Raw genomic sequence first — 4,458 nt, 5'->3', positions numbered from 1 at the left:
ATTACCTCCCACTTTTTTAAATAATTCTTCTTGTTGGCGAAATGCTGACCTCCAATCTGTTCCTGTTCCTTTAGGAAGAAATAAGAACTGATACATCTGACCAAAGCCTGTGTTATTTACCTCTTTTATATGCTCTACCATTCACCACACCCATTAACTATTTTTAAAAATTTTACCTATATTATCATAAAAAATATAGTTGTAAATACCTTAATTGAGATTTTTTTTATTTTATCTTTTTTAAGCAAATAGTTAGATCTTTTTGTAAATTTTTATAACTTGCTTGCATAATGTTTCTATGAGTTAGTATTATGTAGTAGTGCCCTATATTACTTATATTTAAAATGCTAATTTTAGCAAGCATTCGTAGTTGCCTTTTTATTTTATTTCTTTTTGCTGCTTTTCCGGTTTTTTTACTGATAGCCAGACCTACTCTAATAGTATGAATGTACTTTTCAGGTTCTCTTTCTTTTATAGCGTACAGTGATATATAAAGCCCACGATAAAAAAGACTGTTGAGTGCTAACTTATTTTTGAAAGCAGAAGAAAAATCTTTTTTTTTATACTTACTATGCGCATAATTTGTTACACCCTAATGAACGGCGCCTATTAAGGATTTTTCTTCCAGCTCTTGTTGCCATACGTAAACGAAATCCGTGTCTGCGCTTTCTTATCAAATTTTTTGGTTGAAGTGTTCTCTTCATTGTTTTTATATTAATATAATTATTTATTTTAAATTGTTTTACTTTATTGTCAAATAATGGTGAACTTGTATGACATTTTCGTAGAATAAAATTTGATGCATGGAAGAATGAATTCGGTGATAGTCATACCTGTCTTACTAATCCTTTTATTTTGTTTTAGTAGGTTTCAAGAAGTAAATAAGGTTAAATCTTATCTATATCTTAGTTGTGTATGGATGCTAACTTGGTTGTTAGTATTCTATAATAATTGTTTTGTAACTTTTATTTCTATAGCGTTACTTTTTTTCATGCTTGCTTTTATCTTTAAAAATAAAAGAAATAAGATAATAAAACTTTCGTTATTTGTGGCTTTGGCCATATCATTTTTTATCACTTTATTTATAATGCTGTCTATTTTTATTCAATCCATTAGTTTTTTTAATAAAGTAGCTATTTCAGAATTCTTGTTTTGCTTGAAATGGGGCCACAATGTAGTCACTATCAATGAAGAGAAGATAGGATGTTTTGGTATAGCGCCGCTTTTAGTTGGTACATTACTTATAACTATTATAGCAATGTTAGTTGTCGTTCCGCTTGGTTTATTTTCTGCAATATATATTAGTGAATATGCGAGTGAGAAAGTGCGTTATATTGTTAATACAACTTTGCAAGTTTTGTCTGCTATTCCTACGGTTGTATATGGATATTTCGCGGTTGTGTTTTTGTCTTTCTTTATAAAGCAGGTAGCAAATTTTTTTGGTTTAAGTATACACTCAGAAAGTGCCTTAGTTGCCGGTTTATCGATTGGGATAATGATTCTTCCTTTTATTATTTCTTTACTCGAAGATGCCATAAGATCTGTTCCAAAAAGCTTGCGTTATGGCTTCATGGCACTTGGTGCAACTCCAGCGGAAACTATATGGCATATAACAATACCTTATGCAATGCCTACAATTTTAAGTGCAATTTTATTGTCAATTTCAAGAGTGATAGGTGAAACAATGATTGTGCTAATGGCTGTGGGAATCAACGCAAATTTGACTTTTAACCCTCTTAATTCAGTTACTACCATTACCGTGCAGATCGCTACATTACTTACCGGAGATCAGGATTTCAATAGTGTACAAACTCTTGCTGCTTATGCGCTTAGTTTAGTATTGTTTATTATTACTTGGCTATTAAATGCATTTGCATTGTTTGTAATGAAGCGTAACTAGTAAGCGTTTTAATGTTGCAAAGTTTCTATTAATAATATAAAATTTATTTTCTTTAGAAGTTCTTTTATGGAATTATAGTGTTAGGTGATAAAAATAAAGAGATGAGTATAGGTAGAGCGATTAAGGTAACTCAAGCAGTTGTTGATATAAAATTTGAAGGTGAATTGCCTAAAATATTTAATGCTTTAAAAAGCAAACTAAAATATAAGGATAAGGAGCTGGTTTTAGAAGTTTCGCAGCATATAGGTGACAATATAGTTCGTTGTATTGCTATGGATAGCACAGATGGCATGTCAAGGGGGGATGAATTTGTTGATACAGGTGCACCAATATCGGTGCCAATTGGGCGTTCAACTTTAGGAAGGATTTTTAATGTTGTTGGAGAGCTTATAGATGAGTGTGGTCCACTGAAGGGAAAGTATAACTTAGAGCCTATACACAGAGCACCTCCAAGTTTTACTGAACAGAGAATACAGGAAGAAGTTTTAGTTACGGGAATAAAAGTTATAGATCTTCTTGCACCTTATCTTAAAGGAGGAAAAATTGGCTTATTTGGTGGAGCCGGTGTTGGTAAAACAGTCCTAATAATGGAATTAATTAATAATATAGCAAAAGCTCATAAAGGATTTTCTGTGTTTGCCGGGGTAGGGGAGAGAACGCGTGAAGGTAACGATCTTTATCACGAGATGATCACTTCAAATGTAATAAATATAAATGAGCATGAAAAATCTCAAGCTGTTTTGGTTTATGGTCAGATGAATGAGCCTCCTGGAGCAAGGGCTAGAGTTGCTTTAACAGCACTTACTATGGCAGAGTATTTTCGTGACCGTGAAAACCAAGATGTTCTATTTTTTGTGGATAATATCTTTAGATTTACACAAGCTGGTTCTGAAATTTCTGCTTTACTTGGAAGAATACCGTCAGCTGTTGGTTATCAGCCAACCCTTGCAACTGATATGGGTGCAATGCAAGAAAGAATAGCTTCAACAACTTCTGGCTCTATTACTTCTGTGCAAGCTATATATGTTCCTGCGGACGATTTGACTGATCCAGCCCCAGCAACTACATTCTCTCACCTTGATGCAACCACAGTGTTGTCAAGGCAAATAGCTGAAATGGGAATATACCCTGCTGTTGATCCACTTGATTCAACTTCTCAGTCTTTATCTGCTGAAATCATTGGTGAAGAACATTATAATGTAGCTTCTGAGGTGAAACGTATATTGCAAACTTATAAATCACTGCAAGATATTATCGCAATACTTGGTATGGATGAGCTATCTGATGAAGATAAAATTATTGTTGATAGGGCTCGGAAGATTCAGAAATTTCTTTCTCAACCTTTTCACGTTGCAGAAATATTTACTGGCATGCCTGGTAAATTTGTTTCACTTTCTGATACTGTTTCCAGTTTTAAAGGGATTGTTGAAGGCAAATATGATCACTTACCAGAGGCTGCTTTTTATATGGTGGGGAATATAGATGAAGCAATAAAAAAGGCTGAATTAATACAAGCTGAAGCTAAATAAAAGTTAAAGATTATGAATACTTTTAAAGTGCAATTTTTCTCTCCTGATGATCAAATTTCATTCAGTGGAGTGGTTTCTCTTTCAGTAACTGGGCTCGAAGGGGAGCTTATGATTTTAGCTCACCATGCTCCTTACTTAATTTATTTATTGCCTGGTATGATTACTGTTAAAATGAGTAACCAAACAGAAAAGAAGGTTGTAATTGATAGTGGCGTATTAGAAGTTGCAAATAATAATTGTAGCATTATAACAAGTCAAATTCAGGTTTTTGATCGTGCAATTCATGATGAGAAATCGTTTAAAAATAAGAGAATTAGTATATATTTAAGTTATCTTGATGAGAAGTTTCTTTCTTAGTTATTTTAGGCAAAAAGTCAATTATCATTCAAGTGGCTATAAGATTTTTGCTCAGGGGGCTCTTTTTTGTCATCCCAGAAACCCCGGGGTGTCATCCCAGTGTCGGAGTACTTTAGGTGTATGATCCCAGGGTGTGATGGTATGGGACCATACACCTAATCAAATAAAAATTAAAGAAGGAGAGTTGGTTGTAACGGTTGGAGATAACGACTTTGTTTTACCTGGAATTTACGTTGGATAAACTACAAAAAATAACAGGTAAAAATCAACGTAAATTTAAGATAAATCGATTTTATTAGTATTATTAAATCAAAATCTGTTTTTAATTAATCAATAATACTTTTTTACATATTTTCATCCCCTTTCATGGATTTTTTAATTTTATAGATGATATCTAATATTATTAGAAGCATTGTAAAATATCTTATGAGAAAAGTTATAAAATATATTAGCATTATTGGTATTGCATGTTTAGTATTGTTATTTTTTATATCTAATGTGGAAACACGCGTAAAAACACAGGAAGAACAATTATTCCTAGCTGTAGAAGATGGTAATGCACAAGAAGTAAAACTATTACTCAAAAATGGTGCAGACCCAAATTGACCTTACCCAGAAAAAGTAGAGAGAAAGTTAAGACGTTTTTATCATGAGAATAAATTGTGCAGGAAT

At 32.7% G+C, this 4,458-nt stretch carries 5 protein-coding genes and 1 pseudogene; 4 read left to right on the top strand and 2 right to left on the bottom strand.

What is annotated here, in order from left to right; translation table 11 throughout:
- Positions 1 to 226 precede the first annotated feature (226 nt).
- Positions 227 to 550 (bottom strand): annotated as a pseudogene (gene rnpA / locus OZD62_RS01170) (ribonuclease P protein component); the annotation flags it as partial.
- A 19-nt stretch (positions 551 to 569) separates the two neighbouring features.
- Positions 570 to 704: a 50S ribosomal protein L34 gene (gene rpmH, locus OZD62_RS01165; protein WP_275019254.1), complete on the bottom strand. Its 135-nt coding sequence runs from the start codon at positions 702 to 704 to the stop codon at positions 570 to 572.
- A gap of 107 nt (positions 705 to 811) precedes the next feature.
- On the opposite strand from rpmH, the gene pstC reads away from it, so the two are divergent.
- From pstC to OZD62_RS01145, 4 genes are all read left to right on the top strand, one after another.
- Positions 812 to 1,900 (top strand): phosphate ABC transporter permease subunit PstC, encoded by a 1,089-nt coding sequence (pstC, locus tag OZD62_RS01160; RefSeq protein ID WP_038199744.1) that lies wholly within the window; start codon positions 812 to 814, stop codon positions 1,898 to 1,900.
- A 101-nt stretch (positions 1,901 to 2,001) separates the two neighbouring features.
- Positions 2,002 to 3,429: a F0F1 ATP synthase subunit beta gene (gene atpD / locus OZD62_RS01155; protein WP_275019255.1), complete on the top strand. Its 1,428-nt coding sequence runs from the start codon at positions 2,002 to 2,004 to the stop codon at positions 3,427 to 3,429.
- A gap of 12 nt (positions 3,430 to 3,441) precedes the next feature.
- Positions 3,442 to 3,786 carry a F0F1 ATP synthase subunit epsilon gene (locus OZD62_RS01150; RefSeq protein ID WP_006279902.1) on the top strand — a complete coding sequence of 115 codons (345 nt, stop codon included), beginning with the start codon at positions 3,442 to 3,444 and terminating at the stop codon, positions 3,784 to 3,786.
- A gap of 426 nt (positions 3,787 to 4,212) precedes the next feature.
- Positions 4,213 to 4,392 carry an ankyrin repeat domain-containing protein gene (locus OZD62_RS01145; RefSeq protein WP_223823054.1) on the top strand — a complete coding sequence of 60 codons (180 nt, stop codon included), beginning with the start codon at positions 4,213 to 4,215 and terminating at the stop codon, positions 4,390 to 4,392.
- Positions 4,393 to 4,458 lie beyond the last annotated feature (66 nt).

The sequence above is a fragment of the Wolbachia endosymbiont of Drosophila seguyi genome (assembly GCF_028981765.1).
Taxonomy (GTDB): domain Bacteria; phylum Pseudomonadota; class Alphaproteobacteria; order Rickettsiales; family Anaplasmataceae; genus Wolbachia; species Wolbachia pipientis.
This window is presented reverse-complemented; position numbering and strand designations above follow the sequence as displayed.

Coding starts and splice junctions, on each gene's coding strand:
- rpmH (WP_275019254.1), bottom strand. CDS start 704: ATGAAGAGAACACTTCAACCAAAAAATTTGATAAGAAAGCGCAGACAC.
- pstC (WP_038199744.1), top strand. CDS start 812: ATGAATTCGGTGATAGTCATACCTGTCTTACTAATCCTTTTATTTTGT.
- atpD (WP_275019255.1), top strand. CDS start 2,002: ATGAGTATAGGTAGAGCGATTAAGGTAACTCAAGCAGTTGTTGATATA.
- OZD62_RS01150 (WP_006279902.1), top strand. CDS start 3,442: ATGAATACTTTTAAAGTGCAATTTTTCTCTCCTGATGATCAAATTTCA.
- OZD62_RS01145 (WP_223823054.1), top strand. CDS start 4,213: ATGAGAAAAGTTATAAAATATATTAGCATTATTGGTATTGCATGTTTA.